Source organism: Pseudidiomarina xizangensis, assembly GCF_052541995.1.
Map to the genome: position 1 here is coordinate 1,295,513 of NZ_JBOBQA010000001.1, position 15,609 is coordinate 1,311,121.

Sequence of the window (15,609 nt, forward strand, 5' to 3'; positions counted from 1 at the left end):
TTCTCCTTAACGCAGCTTCAAGGTCGCCAGACCAATCAGCACAAACACTAATGACAAGATCCAGAACCGCACGATAACGCGTGGCTCTGGCCAACCCTTCAATTCATAATGATGGTGGATAGGGGCCATCCGGAACACGCGCTTACCGCGCAATTTAAACGACCCTACCTGTAACATCACCGACACGGTTTCCATCACGAACACCCCGCCCATGATGAATAGAATAAGTTCCTGGCGTACCATCACCGCGATGATGCCTAACGCGGCACCTAGGGTAAGTGACCCGACATCGCCCATAAATACTTGCGCCGGATAGGTGTTAAACCAGAGGAAACCTAAGCCCGCTCCGCAAATCGCGGTGCACACCACCAGTAACTCACCAGTCAAAGGTAAGTGCGGAATATTCAGATAAGCGGCAAAGTTAACGTTTCCCGACACATAGGCAAAAATGCCTAACGCCCCGGCAACCATAATAACGGGCACAATCGCCAGACCATCTAAGCCGTCGGTTAAATTGACCGCGTTACTGGTGCCAACTACCACGAAATAAGCCAGTAAAATGTAAAGTATGCCCAGTTGTGGCATCACATCTTTGAAAAACGGGACCAGCAGCTGGGTCTCTGCCCCAACGGTGGCATTGGCATACAAAAATACCGCTGCAACTGTGGCAATTAATGACTGCCAGAAGTATTTCCACTTAGCTGGTAGGCCACGGGAATTCTTTTGCACCACTTTGCGGTAGTCGTCGATGAACCCAACCAAACCAAAACCCATCACCACACCAAGCACCACTTGCACATAGCGATTAGAAAGATCCGCCCACAGCAAGGTTGATAGCACGATAGCCGCAATGATCAACACTCCGCCCATGGTCGGGGTACCCGCTTTGCTCAAGTGCGACTGCGGTCCGTCATCACGCACTGCTTGGCCGATTTGTAAGCGTTGCAAGTAACGAATCAACCGCGGTCCCATCCACAGTGCTATCAACAATGCGGTCAACACGCTCAAGATAGCGCGCATGGTCAGGTAAGAGACGACATTGAAACCGGTCGCAAACTGGGTTAAGTATTCAGCAAGCCAAACTAGCATGCTTGTTTTCCTTCTTCGCTTAAGCTTGGGTGTAATTCCGCCGCGCGGGCTTGCAACTCACTAATCACCTGCTCCATATGCGCACTGCGCGAGCCTTTCACTAAAATCGTAATTGGCGTGTTGGCCTGCTGTGCAACTGCAATAATCGCGTTGACCAAGGTCTCTTTGGTAGAAAAATGTTTACCGCCACGGCCATTAAACACTTCGCTGGCACTTTGACTGAGCACACCCAAGGTATAGAGGTTATCGATTCCAGCCTGGATAGCATAAGCCCCTACCTCTTCGTGGTAATAACGGGCCTGCTCACCAAGCTCTCCCATATCGCCGAGCACCATCATGCGCCAGCCCGGGTATACCGCGAGCATGTCAAGAGCGGCCTTAACCGACCCGACATTGGCGTTATAACTGTCATCAATAAGTTTGATTTGGTCATTTAATGGCAGTACGTGCATGCGACCAGCAACGGGTTGCAGTGCAGCAAGCGCAGCTTGGGCGTCAGCGAGCGGACAACCTATCGCAACCGCCGCAGCTATGGCTACCAGCGCATTGTCAACGTTATGTAAACCTGGCAGATTAAGCTGAATTTTGGCTGTTTGCGCGGCACCGCTCAGCTCGCTAGCAAGATGCACAGTAAAACTTGCACAACCCTGTTCGTTCAGGACCACACCGGTGGCGCGGATGGCAGCGCTGGCATCCTGCCCAAAAGTTAAGTGCTGGCAATGGCTGATCTGTTTCTGCCAACTTGGCGCAAACTCTGAACGCGTTGGCGTGAGTGCCAGTCCATCCGCATTTAAACCTTTAAAAATCTCAGATTTTGCCCGGAACACGCCGTGCACACTGCCAAACCCTTCGACATGGGCGGGCGCAACGTTATTAATAATCGCGACATCCGGTTGGGTTAACCGTGTGGTGTAAGCGATTTCGCCCAAATGATTGGCACCGAGCTCAATAATCGCGATATCGTGACTTGGCTCTAAGCGCAGCAAGGTCAATGGCACACCGATGTCATTATTAAAGTTTCCAGCCGTGGCAAGCACGTTGCCCTGAGTGCGCAGAATTGCCGCCAGCATTTCTTTCACTGTGGTTTTACCGCTGCTGCCAGTAATCGCGATGGTTTTCGGTTGCACACTGGCTTTTACCGCAGCACCGAGCTGGCCCAATGCATGACGGGTATCTTTCACCACAATTTGCGGTACTTGTTGTTCTGCAGGCAACTGCAGATGACGTTCAACCAACAAGGCTTTCGCGCCTTTGCTTACGGCATCCACCGCGAATTCGTGGGCGTCAAAATTTGGTCCTTGCAAAGCAATAAACAAACAGCCGTCCGGTAACTTGCGAGTATCGGTGCTTACCGCATCGATACTGCAGTTGTCACCAAACAACTGGCCATCAACAGCACGACAGATCCACTGCATATCGGTTTTAATCATGACAGCCCCCACTCACCTTTTGGCTCGCTAACAGCTCCGCCACCAACGCGCGTTCATCGTAGGCCACGCGCTGTTGGCCGATCACTTGATAATCTTCATGGCCTTTGCCCGCCAGTACCACAACATCTTTGGCCTGCGCCTTAGCAATGGTCACGGTAACGGCTTGTTGCCGTCCAGCAAGCACTTCAACATGGTCTTGCTGTGGAATTCCAGCCAGAATGTCCCGCACTATTTGTGTTGGTTCTTCGGTGCGCGGATTGTCATCTGTTACCACCACGCGATCGGCAAATTGCGCCGCGACCGCCCCCATTTGCGGACGCTTGCCGCGATCGCGATCGCCACCACAACCAAACAGGCACCAAAGTTCGCCATGGCAATGTCGGCGCACTGCGGTCAACACCTGCTGGAGTGCGTCAGGGGTATGAGCATAATCAACAATGACCAACGGCTGACCTGGCTCGGTAAAGGCTTCCATGCGACCAGGTACCGGATGCAGACTGCGTACCGCCTGACAGATATCGGCCCAACCGTGACCTAAACGAGCCACAGTAACGATTGCCGCCAACAAATTGTAGACATTGAATTCGCCCAATAGCGGTGACGCTACCGGATAGTTACCGCGCTCACCGGCAGCAGGCGCATTGAGGGTAAAATCGGTACCGCTATCACCATAATGAATGGCCGTTGCATACACTCCATGCTCGTGTTGCTGTGGGTGCAAACTAAACCGCCACGCATCAGGGCGATCGGGTAACCAAGCACTTAGAGCCGCATCATCTGCGTTAATCACCGCTTGGGCAGTATCGAGTTCGGTAAACAGCCGACGCTTTGCCCCGGCGTAGTTAGCCATGGTGCCGTGGTAGTCCAAATGATCGCGGCTGATATTCGTTGCTACGCCGACCCGAAACGGAATCGCTTCAACCCGACGTTGTACCAGCGCATGGGAAGACACTTCCATGGCCACCACGACCGCACCCTCGGCGCGCAACGTCGACAAACGCTGTTGCACTGCAATAGGGTCTGGCGTGGTATGCGTTTCCGGCAATAATGCCCCGGGAAAGCCGCTGCCAGTGGTGCCGATAACGCCGGTTTTAACACCAAGCGTTTGCAGCAACTGGGCAATCAGATAAGTCACTGAGGTTTTGCCATTGGTACCGGTCACACCTACCACTTGTATGTGGCGTGCCGGTTCGCCGTAAAAACGTGCGGCAATTTTTGACAGTTGTTCTTTTAGCTGCGGCACTTCAACGATCGTCGTGTCACCCTGTTGCTCAACGTCAACACCATCGGACTCACACAACACCACACTGGCACCAGCGACGATGGCGGCGTCAATATAATCACGGCCATCAACCTGGTAACCAGGTACAGCCACAAAAGCATCGCCCGTTGCCACTTGCCGACTATCTAGCTTTAGTCCACCAATGGCGATATCGGGTAAGGGCAACGGGTAAGCGGGTAATAGATGCGGCAAATGAATCATTGTCCACCCCCGAAACCCGCGACGCGTAATTGAGTATCTTCTAGATGGTCAGGTGGCACGTTCATGGCGCGCAAGGCATCACCAACAATTTCTGCAAAAATAGGGGCCGATACGGTACTACCGTAATAATCATCGCCACTGGGTTCGTTGATAGTAACCACCACCGCAATACGTGGATCGCTGACCGGCGCTACCCCGGCGAACAGGGTCACGTATTCGTCACCGTAACCACCAGCGATCGCTTTACGTGCGGTGCCGGTCTTACCGGCAACACGGTAGCCCGGTACCCGAGCATTTTTCGCGCTACCATCGGCCACGACCTGTTCTAACATCAGCAATACGGCTTCCGCATTTTCCCGCGACACCACTTGGCGACCGGGAGGGAGTTCACCCTCAGCCCGGCGTTGAATCGTCAACGGCCGAAAAACTCCGCCATTAGCGATTACTGTGTAAGCTTGTGCTAATTGCAACGTCGTTGCCGTTAGTCCGTAGCCAAAGGATAAGGTCGCAACTTCAAAATCGGACCAACGGGTGCGGTGCTGCAGCACGCCGTAACTTTCACCAATCATGCCAATACCTGTGTCATTGCCGAGCCCCACTGCCGCATAAGTTGCAAGCAGCTGCTCCACGCCAGTCAGTAGAGCAATCTTGGATGAGCCCATGTTGCTGGAGTTCTGTAAAACTTCGGTAATGCTTTGCTCGCCGCGGTTGCTTGGATCACTAACCCGCCGGCCGCCCAATCGCATCCAACCTGGATTAGTATCAATCACCGTGTCGACTTCAATCGCACCTGATTCCAAACCCGCTAACACCACCAACGGCTTCATCGTCGAACCTGGTTCGTAAGCATCGGTAATCACCCGATTGCGCATCCGATGCGGCTGCCAGTCGGTGCGGTTATTCGGGTTAAAGGACGGGCTGTTGACCATCGCCAGCACTTCGCCAGTGTCAACATCAACAATCACTGCTGAACCCGAGGTTGCCTGATGATAGCGCACGGCTTTTTTTAACTCGGCATAGGCCAGGGATTGCAAACGTTGATCAATACTAAGCGTTAGTTGTTGTGGTTGTTCTGCGGCGGTGGCTCGCACTTCCTCAACAACCCGTCCTTGTGCATCCTTGCGATACAGCCGTTCACCCGGCTTCCCTGTAAGAACCTCGTCATAAGCGGCTTCAAGCCCCTCAATACCAGTACCATCAATATCAGTGAAACCAACCAAATGAGCGGTAATTTCACCAACCGGATAGAACCGGCGTGATTCAGTTTTCAAGTACACCCCTGGAATTCCCAGTTGGCGTACATAATCCGCAACCGCCGGTGTTACCTTGCGTTCAAGGTAAACAAAACGGCGTTTCGGATTGTCGACGCGCTTCATCAGGCTGTCGACATCGGTGCGGAATACCTCCGCCAATGCCAACCAACGCTCACGATTCGCTAAGCCTTCGCCTTCATGTACCCGTTGTGGATCGGCCCAAACCGTTTGCACCGGTACACTGATCGCCAGGTCCCGGCCATGCCGATCGACAATGGTCCCACGTTGCACCGTTGTAGGGTCCATTCGCAGCGAGCGCCGATCGCCTTCATAAATCAGTTGCTCAGGCTCAATCACCTGAATATAAGCCGCGCGCGCAATCAGACTGGCGAACACGCCAAAGACAATAAACAAGGCAAAGTAGAAGCGGCCCTGTCCCAAATGTGGCTGTATGCCTTTTTTCTGATTACGTTTCCGAGGTGTTATTGCCATGGCACCAGCACCTCCTGTTCACCTTCCGGGCGCACCATACCAAGCCGCTGCCGGGCAATGCGTTCAACTCGACTATGTTCCGTCAGAGCGGTTTGCTCGATTTGTAAATGGCGCCACTCGATATCGATCTCATCGCGCTGCGACAGCAGCTCATCACGTTCAATCGTCAATAAACGATTGGCGTGGGCAATGTAAATGACCGCCAGCGCAGTCGCTAAAATACAGCTCAATAGCAACAGCACCAATTTCTGCTGCCGAAGGTCGCTGAATAGCACGGTTAACAAGCTTGGTACGCGGCTACTGGTCATAGGCTAACCTCTCAGCAATCCGCAACACCGAACTGCGCGCACGAGGGTTTTCACGCGTTTCTTCGGCGCTGGGTTTGTTTGCTTTGCCGATCAACTTCACGGTCTGCCCGCGGTCAATCTGATCGTCGCGCAAAGGTAAACCCGGTGGAATAGCTTTACCTTTGCTCTCCGCCCGTAAGAAGCGCTTAACCAAACGATCTTCGAGGCTATGGAAGCTAATCACTGCCAATCGTCCATGTGGCTTCAGACCACTGACTGCAGCGGTTAACGCCTGCGCAATCTCCTCTAGCTCGCCGTTGACATGTATACGAATGCCCTGGAAGCTCCGCGTCGCCGGATGCTTATGTTTGTCTTTAAACGGTACCGCCTTATCAATCAAATCCGCCAATTGCTTGGTGTTACTCAAGGGCATATCTTCGCGCTGATGCACGATTGCCTGAGCAATGCGCCATGCAAAACGTTCCTCGCCGTACTCTCGCAGAACAAACGCAATTTCATCAGCACTAGCAGTGTTTAAAAACTCGGCAGCAGTCACGCCGCTGCTGGTATCCATACGCATGTCCAGAGGACCTTCACGCATAAAACTAAAGCCGCGCTCAGCATCATCAAGTTGTGGGGATGAGACGCCAAGGTCAAATAAGATACCATCAAGTTTGCCGCGCAATTGCTGCGCGTCCAGTACGTCGTCAAGACGCGAAAAGGGGGTGTGGATAATGGTAAAGCGTGGGTCATCACACAGAGCTTCAGCAGCTTCGATCGCGGTGGGGTCACGGTCGAGCGCGATTAAACGGCCCTGATCATTAAGTTGCGACAAAATGGCACGTGAATGCCCCCCTCTTCCGAAGGTGGCATCGAGATAAATTCCGTCTGGCCTGATGGCAAGAGCCTCAATCGACTCCTGTAACAGCACCGAGACATGTTGCGGCGCTTTTGTCATTATAATGAGAAGTCTTGTAGTCGATCACTGAGTGCCAAATCGTCTTGTTGTTCTGCTGCCATATCTGCAGCGACCTGTTCTTGCCATGCCGCGTCTGACCAGAGTTCGAACTTGTTCAACTGACCGATGATCATGATCTTTTTATCCAAATCGGCGTGTTGACGCAGAGTTGGCGCGATCAAGATGCGGCCATTTTTGTCCATCTGGCAATCTTCGGCGTGGCCCAACAGCAAACGTTGGAGACGACGCTCCGCGGGGTTCATACTGGATAAGGTGGTAAGTTTTTGTTCGATGATTTGCCATTCCGGCAAAGGGTATAACAGCAAGCAAGGCTGCTTGATATCGATAGTACAGACCATTTGGCCTTCGCAATCAAGCATAAGACTCTTACGATACTTTGCTGGTATCGCAAGACGGCCTTTGTCATCTAGACTTAATGCTGCTGCACCACGAAACATAAAATTGATCCACTATTACCCACAAATCCCCACAATGTGACAGTCTAGGTGCCGATCTTTACTACTGTCAAGGAAAAAAGGGGAGTTTGCGACATGCGACAGGGGTTGACGCATCGTGAAATCTGCTAGAAGATGCTAAAACAAGCTCAGCTAACAAAAAAAATTAAAACATTGCGTAAATTTATCAGCTACTTAAGGAGAGATTCCCAAGCAGTTACGCCGGTTCAGGCGAAGTGGCGTATGCTTCGTGATTTTTTTGCTCTCGCTTTCATTGCATCGGCATTAGTTTTTGCTGTGTACCTAATTGTCGACACCGAACGTTCACAAGAACGCGAAGCAGAAAAGCGCCGCGCATTTGAACACATGAGTTCGATGCGATCGAGTATAGAGCAGCGAATTCAAGCCAACGTTTTAGTGTTGCGGGCGTTGAAACCTGAGATTCTGTGGCAGGACACTCCCGATCGTATGCGACTGCAGAAAATCATCGATGAGTTTCTCGATACTGATCTCGATATCAGCCACCTTGCCCTAGCGCCTGATTTGCGTATCAGCTTTATTTATCCACTCGTTGGTAACGAGCAACTATTAGGACTCGATTACCGCACCGTGACTGCCCAGTATCATCAAATTCTACAGGCCATTGGTAGCCGCGACATCATTTTGAGTAGTCCGGTTGACTTGCTACAGGGCGGCACCGCTTTTATTGCACGGTTACCCATTTTTCAGGCGGATGGTAACTTTTGGGGCATTGCCTCGTTGGTCATTAATCATCAACACTTGTTTAACCAAATTGCTTTTTATGACCAGCCCGAATACCACATGGTAATTCATCGCAAATCACTCAGCGGTAGAGGTGCATTAATCGCTGGCGATACGGTTGTCCTTGAACACGACCCGCTAATTACGCATGTGCAAGTTCCCGGAGACAAATGGGAACTCGCTATTGCACCACGCCGTGGCAGCTGGATTGATGACCAAAACAACTTCCTTGTATATTGGTCAATTGGCCTGGTTTTTACTGGGCTTATCGTTGCTGCCTTTGCCACATTAATTTTAACCCAACACCGGTTACGGCGTGCCGTGCACACCATTAGTTATCAGGCACGCTTTGATCCCCTAACTGGGCTGGCAAACCGCAACTACTTTCAACAACAACTTGAGCGATGTATTCATTACTGCGACCAGCAGCAGCGCCAGTTTGCGCTGGTTATGCTTGATTTAGATCACCTGCGCGATATTAACGATGCCCTCGGTCAAGACGTTGGTGATGCACTATTGCAACATGTTGCCAAACAAATTCGTCACTCATTGCGCAAGCATGATGTACTTGCCCGCGTCGGTGGTGATGAGTTCACCGTAGTGCTCGCTGATACGCAGACGCGTACTCAGGCCGAACAACGCGCCAAAGCGATTGTTAGTGACTTACTCAATACCGCCTATATCGAGCAGAATCATATTAACGTAACCGCCAGTGTCGGTATCGCCATGTATCCTGATGACGCGATGCAGGCACAACAACTGATCAAGTGTTCAGAACTAGCCATGTACGCTGCTAAATCGACGGGGTCGTTGTCAGTTTCGTTCTATGATGAAAATTTGAAGCAAAATACCGAACAACACATTGCTCTGCACCACCAGATGATTAACGCGCTTGAGACCGATCAATTCCACGTCGAATATCAGCCCGTTATCGATACAGCCACTGGCTTGCTGACCCGTTGCGAAGCGTTAATTCGATGGCACCATCCGCAACGCGGAGAAATTCCACCGAGTGAATTCATTCCTATCGCCGAGAAGACCGGGTCTATTGTTTGGTTAGGTGAGTTTGTGTTAAAGCAGGTGATTCATGATTGGCAACGCATGCAAGACGCAGGATTGAATCTCACCATAGCTGTAAATCGCTCGCCGCGTGAGTTTAACGACAAAGATGTTGCCGGCGATTGGCTCGCTGCGCTCGAGTTGGCGAACATGCCACCCGAAAGTTTGATGCTTGAAATCACCGAGTCGATGCTGATGCGTAATCAAGAACGCCAGGTTGAAAGTTTGCGTACACTGCGCAGTGCCGGTGTGCATTTGGCCATTGATGACTTTGGTACCGGTTATTCGAGTCTGAACTATTTGCGCTTTTATCCGATTGATGTCATAAAAATTGATCGCGCGTTTATGAAAGGTGTGCCGGAAAATAAACAGCAAAAAGCTTTGGTTGAGGTACTGATTCGAATTGCCCACACATTGGATTTGCAGGTCGTCGCCGAAGGTGTCGAAACCCGTGCCCAAGTTGAATTCTTGCAAAGCAAAAAATGTCACTTCCAGCAGGGTTTCTATTACGGCCAAAGTATGCGCCTGAACACCTTAATTGACTTTACCAAACATTTTAATCAGCGAGTTAGCCGATAAGCCGGGTTCTGTCGTGGACAATCATTCGTCTAGCCGCTAAATCACTCTAGCGTTCAAGCAGTCTACCCGGGTTCAACGCGGGCCGCGCCAATGAACCCCTATTTGACCTTGCTCCGGGTGGAGTTTACCGTGCCACGAACTGTTGCCAGCCGCGCGGTGCGCTCTTACCGCACCCTTTCACCCTTACCTGATCCTGCTTACGCAGGCCATCGGCGGTTTACTCTCTGTTGCACTGGTCGTCGGCTCGCGCCGCCCAGACGTTATCTGGCACCCTGCCCTGTGGAGCCCGGACTTTCCTCCCCTTGCTTGCGCAAGCAGCGATTGTCTGGCTAACTCTGCGGCGCATTCTACGTGTTATCGGCGTCTAACGCTAGTTGGTACAACTGGTTTTTACGTACACCATGAATTTCGGCAGCGCAGGCAGCAGCTTTTTTTAACGGCAGGTGGTTACGCAAAAGTTGCACGGTGCGTAACGCCGCCTGTTCGTCCGCCGCAGATTCTTGCACTGGGGCTCCTGCTAGTACTAGCACAAACTCACCACGTTGTTGATTACGGTCAGCTTCAACCTGCTGCAGTACCTCGCTGATGCTGCCGCTCAGATAGGTCTCGAATTGCTTCGTTAACTCACGTGCGAGCACTAACGGTCGGTCGCCACCTATGACCTCGAGTAAGTCCTGCAATGTATGTAGGATACGATGTGGTGATTCATAAAACACCATGGTGCGGGGCTCTTCAAGTAATGCGTTGAGTGTTTTCCGCCGTTGTTGCGGTTTCGCCGGTAAAAAGCCTTCGAACGTAAAACGATCTGTAGGGAGTCCCGCAGCCGATAGCGCTGTAGTGATTGCACAAGGACCTGGCAAGGCAATGACTTTAACCCCAGCCAAGCGACACTGCTGTACTAACACGTAGCCAGGGTCACTGATTAACGGCGTACCTGCGTCGCTAATTAAAGCAATGGAATCACCGCTTTCAAGTCGTTCAATGACCTTGCTTGAGCGTTCGCGCTCATTATGCTCATGCAGCGCAAAAACCTCATTTTTAATCGCAAATTGCTGTAATAGCTGTCGGCTATGGCGGGTATCTTCGGCAGCGATCGCTGCTACCGAACTCAGCACTTGCTGCGCGCGTGGCGATAAGTCGCCAAGATTGCCAATGGGTGTAGGCACAATATAAAGAATGCCTGGTGCTGATTGCGGCATGTTAACCCCTTGTAAGATTCACTCTGTTGCGTTGTGTCACTGCACCGCTAGGTTTATAGTATGCCTATGTTAAACCTTTACAGTCGAACCAAGTGTGAGTGTTAAATTGGTGAACCTTGCTATTGTGCCAAAGAAGTTAGCCCTGTGCATCGTTGTTTGCAGTTTGGTGGCTTGCGCGACGCCATCTAACAGGGCTGACAACGTAACTGATGCTGAAACACAAGTGCCTAATTTCAGCGAGCCAGAGGCTGCTGTTACGGCGCAAACCTTAGAGCTGATTTTAACAGACCTGACGGAGCAGCCGAGTGCAGCTGCACAACGACGCTATTTGTTGACTCAGGTGCAACGACTGCAACGTGAGAACCAGTGGCAGACCAGCGCATTGCTGCTAAGTCAATTAGCGCCTTCGGTAGCGAGCTTATCGCCAACACAGCAACGCCAGTACAAACTTTCTACGTTACAGTGGCTTGCCAGTCAGGGGCAGTTACGTGAAGCACAACAAGGCTTAACTGAGCTGCTGGCAAGTGACGCAAGACAGAACAGCGAACAACAGGTAGATGCGCTGCGTTTTGCTCGCGACTTAGCCTGGCAGCTGCACCACCCGCAACAAGCTGCGCAATATCAACTCGACTTATTTGCTCTTGGGGCTGCACAAACAGCTCCCGATCGGTCTTGGATGTATTTACGAAGTGCACAGCATCATTCAGATTTATCAGCTTCGGGTGGCGATGCCGAAGCTTGGTTGGCTTTACTTCGCGCCGCCCATTTACAAGCTGACGCCAGTGACTCCAGTGCCATTCAAGGCTGGCAATTAAGTTATCCCAAGCACGAAGCCAATGCGCTGGCGGTTCAACTACGCGAACAACTCCAGCACGCCGAAACTGAGCACCATGCACTGGTGCTACTACCGCTCTCTGGCCCTTTTGCTGAGCAAGGACAAGCCGTGCTTGATGGTATGGTGATGGCCTTAGAAGACCAGCCGTCACTTTCGATTACGGTTCGCGACAGTTCAACCTTCAATTATGCGAACCTCGGTGAAGAGCTGCAAAAACTGCAAGCAGATACACTTCTCGGCCCGCTGCTGCGCGAACAAATTGGGAAGATTGATAATGCCGCTTTGGCCAACACCAATGTGCGCTGGATAGCTTTAAATACTGTTGACCAACTGATGGCACAGCCCGATTTGTGGTACGCACTGGCGCCAGAAATGGAAATACGCCAAGTGGCAGAAACTTTGGTTGATCGCGGTGTGAAGCGTCCGTTAATTCTGGCAGCAGACAGCAATCGCGGACAAGAAGCGATTAACGTTTTCCGCGATTACTTTCTCGCAAAACAGCCCGATGCTAAAGTCGAAAGTGGGGTCTATCGCACCACTGACGATATGAAAAATGTTGTACAGGAAAAACTTGGGGTTACCGCAAGCGAAGCACGGATTTGGGAAGTTAAAATAACCGCGGGTAAAATACTCGTGGATGCGCAAGCGCGCAGTCGTGACGATATTGATGCGATCTTCCTGCCCGGTACCATTGAACAGAATCGTTTATTAAAACCTTTTATTGACGTAAATATCGCGCCATTCATGACGCCTATTCCAGTATTCGCTACCTCTGCCAGTCATATTCGCGGTGATCAGCTCAGCGAAAATGATCTTGATGACGTGCGCTTTACCGAGGTTCCTTGGCTATTACCTAATCATCCTGAATACCCAAGGTTAAGCGAGCTTTTACAGATCCGCCGACATTGGAATTATAATCTCGCACGGCTTGCGGCATTTGGCCACGACGCTGTGTTACTTACCCAAAATCTAACAACGATGGAAGCACTACCTGGTTTCCGCATTGCCGGATTAACCGGGGATCTGCAGCGCCAGCCAACCGGTATCGCGCGCGAGCTCGATTGGGCGCGTTACGACGGCCATATTGTCAAACCCGCCGCAGTAGCCGACTGAAATGCTACCAAAAGCGCAGGGCAACGCCGGTGAAGAGCAAGCGGTAGAACACTTAACCCGGCACGGGCTCACGCTAGTTGAACGCAACTTCCGCTGTGATCTGGGTGAAATCGATATCATCATGCGCGACGGTGAACATTGGGTATTTATCGAGGTCAAATATCGAACTAATGAAGATTTTGCCACAGTGGTTGAGCAAATTACTTCGGCACAGTGTCAACGGGTTCGACGTAGTGCTCAATTTTATTTACTATCACACAAACTTGACGAACATCAGACCCGGTTGCGCTTTGATGTTATTGCGATTTGTCAGCAACCCTCGCAACTGCATTGGTTGCAAGATGCTTTTTAATGAGGACGTATGCAAGAGCCGGTAAAAGCAATTTTCACAGAATGCATCCAGACCCAGATCGCCGCTGCAGATCAGCTGCAAGAGCCCTTAATGCGAGCCGCAGAGCTATTGGTAGACTCTTTATTACGAGGCCAGAAAATCTATTGCTGTGGCGAAAGTATGGCCCATGCAAGTGCGCGCCATTTCGCGCATATCATGCTGACAGGGTTGCAATTTGAGCGCCCGCCTTTTCCGGTGAACGCGTTACACGCCGACTATGGCGCGAGTGATCACGAAGGAATTTTTGCCCAACAAATTCTCGCTGTCGGACAACCCAGTGATTTATTGCTGGTACTTAACGCTGGCGCCGAGGCGCCGCGTGTAAGCCGAGCCATGGAAGCAGCTCTTAGCCGTGATATGCTCATCATTGCGCTTACCAATGACGCCGACCAGGATGTCGTCGGCTTGCTCGGTCCCGACGATGTCGAAGTACGTATACCATCGCGCAACGCCGCACGTGTGAGTGAACACCTACTACAGCTGGTCAACATGTTATGCAGTCTTGCCGAACAGCAAATCTTTCCTCAGGAGGACGATTCGTGAAATACAGATTAAGCCTACCGCTTCTTAGTTTTGTCGCAATCCTTGGACTTTCCGGTTGTGCAGCGGCTCTCGTTGGCGCCACTGCAATTGGCATTTCATCAGCTACAGATTCACGTACCGTCGGCACACAGGTCGACGATCAGGCGATTGAAATTAAAGTTATCACCAGCCTGAAAAGCGAGGACCGTTTATCCGGAACCCGTATTCAAGTGGTCTCATTCAATCGTTCAGTATTGTTGATTGGTCAGGTTTCGCAATCCAGTCTGGCTGGCTTAGCTGCCAGTATTACCCGCGCTGTTGAAGGTGTACAAGGCGTGCACAACGAACTTAGAATCGCGCCTGTCATTGGTATGAAAACTATTAGTAACGACAGTTGGCTAACCAGTAAGATCAAAGCCAAGTTTGTCACTGATGAAACTGTCGACGCCAATAAAATTAAAGTTGTCACCGAGAATGGTGAAGTCTTTTTAATGGGCTTGGTTGATCGAAATATGGCAGGTGCGGCGATCGATATTGCCCGTAATACCAACGGCGTGAAACGCGTCATCGACGCCTTCGAAACCCGTTAACTCGATGTTCGCTATGCGCCCTTCGCTGTTGGCTTTAAACAAGTTAACGCTTTTTCTGTTTTATTTAACAACTTTGAGGCTGGGGCGTTTTTTTCCGCCTGGAGTTGGCGGTTCTGGCGGCGGCTCTGGCGATTGATTTTCTAACTGCGGTTCCTCTTCAAAGATTGTCCCTGCGCCGTTCTCACGAGCGTACAACGCACTCACAGCGATCATCGGCACAAACACGCGCTGAGGTTTACCCGAAAATCGTGCGTTAAATTCAACACAGTCATTAAGCAATTGCAGATTGTCGATAGCACCTGGGGCGATATTGAGCACAATTTGCCCGTCTTGAACAAACTCACGCGGCACCTGACAACCGGGTGACTCCGCATCAACAACAAGGTGGGGTGTTAATTGATTATCAACCAACCACTCGTACACCGCCCGTAACATGTACGGGCGACGTGCCGACATTGCCGTCAACTCACTCACCGGCCTAGATCCCGTTCGATATCCGTGAGGGACTCCTGGAAAGAATCACGCTCAAAGACACGCAACATGTAGGCTTTTACCGCTTTTGCTGTAGCGCCTTCGAGTTGAATTCCGTAACTCGGCAAACGCCACAACAGCGGTGCTAAGTAGCAATCCACCAAGGTGAATTCTTCGCTCATAAAGTAAGGTGTATCTGCAAAAATAGGCGCAAGTGCCAGAATACCCTCGCGCAACTCTTGACGCACAGCCTCAACACCTTTACCACCTTTAACGATAGCATCAGCAAGGGCATACCAATCACGTTCGATACGATACATCATCAAGCGGCTTGTACCGCGTGCAACAGGATACACTGGCATCAATGGCGGATGCGGAAAACGTTCATCAAGGTACTCCATGATGATGTGCGCGTTGTACAGAACCAACTCACGATCTACCAAAGTTGGCAACGCATCCGGATAAGGATTGAGCTGCAACAGATCTTCCGGTATATGATCGTTGTCGACGTAGGTGATTTCGACACCCACGCCTTTTTCTGCCAACACGATTCGAGCCTGATGACTACGTAAGTCATTACGTCCCGAATATAAAGTCATCACTGACCGTTTATTTGCCGCAACCGACATGTCTTTCTCCAT

14 protein-coding genes, 1 other RNA gene and 1 pseudogene are annotated in these 15,609 nt (G+C 51.2%); 5 read left to right on the plus strand and 11 right to left on the minus strand.

Annotated features, from left to right (window positions below; all coding sequences use genetic code 11):
• Positions 1 to 6: 6 nt before the first annotated feature.
• Genes mraY through mraZ form a run of 7 tightly spaced genes read right to left on the minus strand, consistent with a single transcriptional unit; the run spans position 7 to position 7,450 of the window.
• Positions 7 to 1,089, minus strand: a complete 1,083-nt coding sequence (gene mraY, locus ACQ5ES_RS06260; RefSeq protein WP_445015079.1) for a phospho-N-acetylmuramoyl-pentapeptide-transferase — start codon at positions 1,087 to 1,089, stop codon at positions 7 to 9.
• Complete coding sequence (locus ACQ5ES_RS06265; RefSeq protein ID WP_445015080.1) at positions 1,083 to 2,519, minus strand: UDP-N-acetylmuramoyl-tripeptide--D-alanyl-D-alanine ligase; 1,437 nt, start codon at positions 2,517 to 2,519, stop codon at positions 1,083 to 1,085. Before ACQ5ES_RS06265 ends, mraY begins: the two co-directional genes overlap by 7 nt.
• On the minus strand, positions 2,512 to 4,002 hold the full coding sequence (gene murE, locus ACQ5ES_RS06270) for a UDP-N-acetylmuramoyl-L-alanyl-D-glutamate--2,6-diaminopimelate ligase (protein ID WP_445015081.1): 1,491 nt from the start codon (positions 4,000 to 4,002) through the stop codon (positions 2,512 to 2,514). The genes ACQ5ES_RS06265 and murE overlap by 8 nt, the downstream gene beginning before the upstream one ends.
• Positions 3,999 to 5,747, minus strand: coding sequence for a peptidoglycan D,D-transpeptidase FtsI family protein (locus tag ACQ5ES_RS06275; protein WP_445015082.1), 1,749 nt, complete (start codon positions 5,745 to 5,747; stop codon positions 3,999 to 4,001). The genes murE and ACQ5ES_RS06275 overlap by 4 nt, the downstream gene beginning before the upstream one ends.
• On the minus strand, positions 5,738 to 6,055 hold the full coding sequence (gene ftsL, locus ACQ5ES_RS06280; protein WP_445015083.1) for a cell division protein FtsL: 318 nt from the start codon (positions 6,053 to 6,055) through the stop codon (positions 5,738 to 5,740). Before ftsL ends, ACQ5ES_RS06275 begins: the two co-directional genes overlap by 10 nt.
• Positions 6,045 to 6,995, minus strand: a complete 951-nt coding sequence (gene rsmH, locus ACQ5ES_RS06285) for a 16S rRNA (cytosine(1402)-N(4))-methyltransferase RsmH (protein WP_445015408.1) — start codon at positions 6,993 to 6,995, stop codon at positions 6,045 to 6,047. The genes ftsL and rsmH overlap by 11 nt, the downstream gene beginning before the upstream one ends.
• Complete coding sequence (mraZ, locus tag ACQ5ES_RS06290; protein WP_126763691.1) at positions 6,992 to 7,450, minus strand: division/cell wall cluster transcriptional repressor MraZ; 459 nt, start codon at positions 7,448 to 7,450, stop codon at positions 6,992 to 6,994. Before mraZ ends, rsmH begins: the two co-directional genes overlap by 4 nt.
• A gap of 465 nt (positions 7,451 to 7,915) precedes the next feature.
• Between mraZ and ACQ5ES_RS06295 the strand changes: the two are divergent.
• Positions 7,916 to 9,724, plus strand: a pseudogene (locus ACQ5ES_RS06295) (putative bifunctional diguanylate cyclase/phosphodiesterase); the annotation flags it as partial.
• Positions 9,725 to 9,828: 104 nt separating this feature from the next.
• Here ACQ5ES_RS06295 and rnpB read toward each other — a convergent pair.
• Positions 9,829 to 10,184, minus strand: an RNA gene (gene rnpB, locus ACQ5ES_RS06300) — RNase P RNA component class A.
• 10 nt (positions 10,185 to 10,194) lie between these two features.
• Positions 10,195 to 11,046, minus strand: coding sequence for a 16S rRNA (cytidine(1402)-2'-O)-methyltransferase (gene rsmI / locus ACQ5ES_RS06305; protein WP_445015084.1), 852 nt, complete (start codon positions 11,044 to 11,046; stop codon positions 10,195 to 10,197).
• A 94-nt stretch (positions 11,047 to 11,140) separates the two neighbouring features.
• On the opposite strand from rsmI, the gene ACQ5ES_RS06310 reads away from it, so the two are divergent.
• Genes ACQ5ES_RS06310 through dolP form a run of 4 tightly spaced genes read left to right on the plus strand, consistent with a single transcriptional unit; the run spans position 11,141 to position 14,497 of the window.
• Positions 11,141 to 12,994 (plus strand): penicillin-binding protein activator, encoded by a 1,854-nt coding sequence (locus tag ACQ5ES_RS06310; RefSeq protein WP_445015085.1) that lies wholly within the window; start codon positions 11,141 to 11,143, stop codon positions 12,992 to 12,994.
• A gap of 1 nt (position 12,995) precedes the next feature.
• A complete protein-coding gene (locus ACQ5ES_RS06315; RefSeq protein ID WP_445015086.1) occupies positions 12,996 to 13,346 on the plus strand; it encodes a YraN family protein in 351 nt (116 codons plus the stop codon).
• A gap of 9 nt (positions 13,347 to 13,355) precedes the next feature.
• Positions 13,356 to 13,928 carry an SIS domain-containing protein gene (locus ACQ5ES_RS06320; RefSeq protein WP_445015087.1) on the plus strand — a complete coding sequence of 191 codons (573 nt, stop codon included), beginning with the start codon at positions 13,356 to 13,358 and terminating at the stop codon, positions 13,926 to 13,928.
• Positions 13,925 to 14,497 (plus strand): division/outer membrane stress-associated lipid-binding lipoprotein, encoded by a 573-nt coding sequence (gene dolP / locus ACQ5ES_RS06325; RefSeq protein WP_445015088.1) that lies wholly within the window; start codon positions 13,925 to 13,927, stop codon positions 14,495 to 14,497. The genes ACQ5ES_RS06320 and dolP overlap by 4 nt, the downstream gene beginning before the upstream one ends.
• A gap of 60 nt (positions 14,498 to 14,557) precedes the next feature.
• Here the strand turns inward: dolP and ACQ5ES_RS06330 are convergent, their stop codons facing one another.
• Positions 14,558 to 14,962, minus strand: coding sequence for a ClpXP protease specificity-enhancing factor (locus tag ACQ5ES_RS06330; protein ID WP_445015410.1), 405 nt, complete (start codon positions 14,960 to 14,962; stop codon positions 14,558 to 14,560).
• Between the two features lie 5 nt (positions 14,963 to 14,967).
• On the minus strand, positions 14,968 to 15,597 hold the full coding sequence (sspA, locus tag ACQ5ES_RS06335; protein WP_445015089.1) for a stringent starvation protein SspA: 630 nt from the start codon (positions 15,595 to 15,597) through the stop codon (positions 14,968 to 14,970).
• Positions 15,598 to 15,609: the final 12 nt, after the last annotated feature.

What these genes read in the sequence shown, in the direction of transcription:
- ACQ5ES_RS06315 (WP_445015086.1), top strand. Translation starts at nt 12,996, where the DNA reads ATGCTACCAAAAGCGCAGGGCAACGCCGGTGAAGAGCAAGCGGTAGAA.
- rsmI (WP_445015084.1), bottom strand. Translation starts at nt 11,046, where the DNA reads ATGCCGCAATCAGCACCAGGCATTCTTTATATTGTGCCTACACCCATT.
- mraY (WP_445015079.1), bottom strand. Translation starts at nt 1,089, where the DNA reads ATGCTAGTTTGGCTTGCTGAATACTTAACCCAGTTTGCGACCGGTTTC.
- ftsL (WP_445015083.1), bottom strand. Translation starts at nt 6,055, where the DNA reads ATGACCAGTAGCCGCGTACCAAGCTTGTTAACCGTGCTATTCAGCGAC.
- murE (WP_445015081.1), bottom strand. Translation starts at nt 4,002, where the DNA reads ATGATTCATTTGCCGCATCTATTACCCGCTTACCCGTTGCCCTTACCC.
- sspA (WP_445015089.1), bottom strand. Translation starts at nt 15,597, where the DNA reads ATGTCGGTTGCGGCAAATAAACGGTCAGTGATGACTTTATATTCGGGA.
- ACQ5ES_RS06275 (WP_445015082.1), bottom strand. Translation starts at nt 5,747, where the DNA reads ATGGCAATAACACCTCGGAAACGTAATCAGAAAAAAGGCATACAGCCA.
- mraZ (WP_126763691.1), bottom strand. Translation starts at nt 7,450, where the DNA reads ATGTTTCGTGGTGCAGCAGCATTAAGTCTAGATGACAAAGGCCGTCTT.
- ACQ5ES_RS06265 (WP_445015080.1), bottom strand. Translation starts at nt 2,519, where the DNA reads ATGATTAAAACCGATATGCAGTGGATCTGTCGTGCTGTTGATGGCCAG.
- ACQ5ES_RS06320 (WP_445015087.1), top strand. Translation starts at nt 13,356, where the DNA reads ATGCAAGAGCCGGTAAAAGCAATTTTCACAGAATGCATCCAGACCCAG.